General features: G+C 47.5%; 1 protein-coding gene. It reads left to right on the plus strand.

Features of this window, described 5'->3' with window-relative positions; genetic code table 11:
- Window positions 1-2: 2 nt before the first annotated feature.
- The coding region (locus B4H32_RS04735) for an FGGY family carbohydrate kinase (protein WP_286800432.1) at window positions 3-771 on the plus strand (769 nt) is incomplete at its 3' end.

Below are 771 nucleotides of genomic sequence, written 5' to 3' on the forward strand. Positions count from 1 at the left end.
TGTTGGATCACGATGCAAATGTTATTACGATTGCCCAGCGTGAGTTTACCCAAATCTACCCGCAACCAGGCTGGGTTGAGCATGACCCAATGGAAATCTGGGCAACGCAAAGTGCGGTGTGGGTTGAGGCTTTAGCACAGGCAAGTATTTCAAGCGACCAGATTGCCGCGATTGGCATCACTAACCAGCGTGAAACCACAATTATCTGGGATAAAAAAACAGGTAAACCGATTTATAACGCGATTGTATGGCAGAGCCGCCAAAGTAATGAAATCTGCAACCAGCTTCGTCAGTACGGCTGGGATGAGTATGTACGTAAGGTCACTGGACTGGTGATTGACCCATATTTTTCGGCAACCAAGATCAAGTGGATTCTTGACCAGGTAGAGGGCAGCCGAGAGCGGGCAGAACGTGGCGAGCTGTTGTTTGGTACAGTGGATACCTGGTTGATCTGGAAACTGACCAATGGTCAGGCGCATGTAACTGACTATACCAATGCCTCACGTACCATGCTATTTAATATTGAAACATTGCAGTGGGATGATAAGCTGCTTGAAGCCTTGAATATTCCTAAAGCCATGTTGCCTGAGGTGCGTACTTCTTCTGAAATATATGGGCATACCCATACCATCAGTGGTCAGGAGATTGGGATTCCAATTGCGGGAATTGCAGGGGATCAACAGGCGGCTTTTTTCGGTGAAATGTGTGTTGAGGCGGGACAGGCAAAAAATACCTACGGTACAGGCTGTTTCCTGCTGATGAATACAGGTA

Origin of the sequence: Acinetobacter sp. UBA2063 (genome assembly GCF_002333245.1) — a bacterium.
Lineage (GTDB): Bacteria > Pseudomonadota > Gammaproteobacteria > Pseudomonadales > Moraxellaceae > Acinetobacter > Acinetobacter parvus.